A 1,898-nucleotide genomic window follows, 5' to 3' on the forward strand; every position below is an offset into this window, starting at 1 on the left:
AGAACTTCTGGCCTCTACCTTCTCGCCCTATGAAACCGAGTAGGCCTTAAGGTGAGCTCCGACCGCCCAAGCCTGCGGTGTGCCACTGAGGGACGTCGCGACTAGGGCCTGTCTGACAAATGATCACCTGGCCGCTTCACGGAGCCAGAGGATCAGGGAGGCTAGGACGACTCCCGCGCGGTACCGGTTCGCGAGCTTGTCGAACCTGGTTGCGATCGCACGGAACTGTTTGAGGCGAGCGAAGCATCGTTCGACCACGTTGCGGTCGCGATAGATCTCCGTGTCGAAGACGGGTGGCCGACACCGCGGCGCCCCCGGCGCCGACGGTTGGCCACCTGGTCGCGGCGCTCGGGGATCGTGGCAGCGATGCCCCGACGCCTCAGCAGATGACGGATGGCCTTGCTGGAATACGCCTTGTCACCCAGCACACGGTCCGGTGTCGTGCGCGGACGGCCCGTGCCGGCCCGAGGAGTGTACCCCATCGAGGACATCGGCGAACGCTGTGGCGTCGTTAACGTTTCCGGGTGTCAGCACAATCGACAGCGGCAGCCCCCGGCCGTCGACGACGAGATGGACCTTGGTGGTCAACCCGCCCCGAGACCGACCGAGTGCCTGGCACGCCTGCGAGCGGCCCGGATCTTCCAGTTCGTCCCCGTCCACGTCCCCCTTTTACGGGCGCCTGCGGCATGCTGATGGGCCCGGTTGACCGTGGAGTCGACGGCGACGGTCCACTCCACCCGGCCCGTCGCATCGTCACGGACCTGGACGTGCTCCAGCAGCTTCGCCCATGTGCCATCGGCCTCCCAGCGGGCGAACCGCTCGTAGACGGTCTGCCACGGCCCATACCGCTCGGGTAGGTCGCGCCACGGAGCCCCGGTCCGCAGCCTCCACAGCACCCCGTTGACCACCTGCCGGTGATCACGCCACGGACGGCCGCGTCCGTCCACCTGCGGCAACAGGGGCTCTATTCGCCCCCATGCCGCATCCGTCAACTCACCTCGACCCGCCACAAGATCAATTATCAGACCGGCTATAGAGTCCTGCCCGTGGCGAATCATCAGGACGAGACCAGGACGGCCTACGACGGTGTCGTCGAGCTGTACGCATCGCTGTTCGCAGACCGGCTGGAGACACAGCCTTTCTCCCGGGCCATGATCGGCACCTTCGCCGAACTGGTGCGCGCGACGGGCAACTTGCGGGCAGCGGACGTCGGGTGCGGGCCCGGACATCTGACAGCCATGCTGCACGAACTGGGCCTGGAGGCATTCGGACTCGACCTTGCCCCCGGCATGGTCGACCACGCCCAGCGGGCCCATCCGGCGCTGCGCTTCCAAGAGGCGCGGATGGAATCCCTGCCGATCGAGGACGGCGCGCTCGGCGGTGTACTGGCCCACTACTCGATGATTCACACCCCTCCGGGGGAGCTGCCGGAGCTGCTCTCCGAACAGGTACGCGTCCTGGCGCCGGATGGCCTGCTCCTGGTCTCCTTCTTCGGGACCGACGGCCAAGAACCGGTCCGGTTCGACCACAAGGTGGCGCCCGCCTACAGCTGGCCGGCAGATAGCCTCGCCGAACTGCTGGCCGATGCCGGGCTCGATCCCTTCGCCCGGCTGCTCCACGATCCGGCCTCTGAACGGGGTTTCCTCGACGCCCACCTGCTGGCCCGCCGCTCGTAGGTCCTGCCCGGCAATGCCCGCCAGATGTCGGCGCATATCCGGGCTGCCAGCTCGACGGACGCTCGCTGATCTGACGGGAATTGTCAGACAGGCCCTAGGCGGCTTTCGCCCCACGGACCCATGAACGGTGAGCGGTTTGGGCCACGCACATGCGGCAGGTCTCCACCGTGCTGTCGCATGAGCGAAGCCCCAGCGTCACCGTTGACGCCGCTGTCATGCGGC

At 67.2% G+C, this 1,898-nt stretch carries 1 protein-coding gene and 1 pseudogene; one reads left to right on the forward strand and one right to left on the reverse strand.

Annotation, left to right across the window (positions count from 1 at the left end; translation table 11 throughout):
* Window positions 1-101: 101 nt before the first annotated feature.
* Window positions 102-1,010: pseudogene (locus ACFTZL_RS44455) on the reverse strand (IS5 family transposase).
* Window positions 1,011-1,046: 36 nt separating this feature from the next.
* On the opposite strand from ACFTZL_RS44455, the gene ACFTZL_RS44460 reads away from it, so the two are divergent.
* On the forward strand, window positions 1,047-1,676 hold the full coding sequence (locus ACFTZL_RS44460; RefSeq protein ID WP_179183970.1) for a class I SAM-dependent methyltransferase: 630 nt from the start codon (window positions 1,047-1,049) through the stop codon (window positions 1,674-1,676).
* The last annotated feature ends 222 nt before the right edge of the window (window positions 1,677-1,898 follow it).

Origin of the sequence: Streptomyces sp. NPDC056948 (assembly GCF_042674225.1) — a bacterium.
GTDB classification, from domain to species: domain Bacteria; phylum Actinomycetota; class Actinomycetes; order Streptomycetales; family Streptomycetaceae; genus Streptomyces; species Streptomyces purpurascens.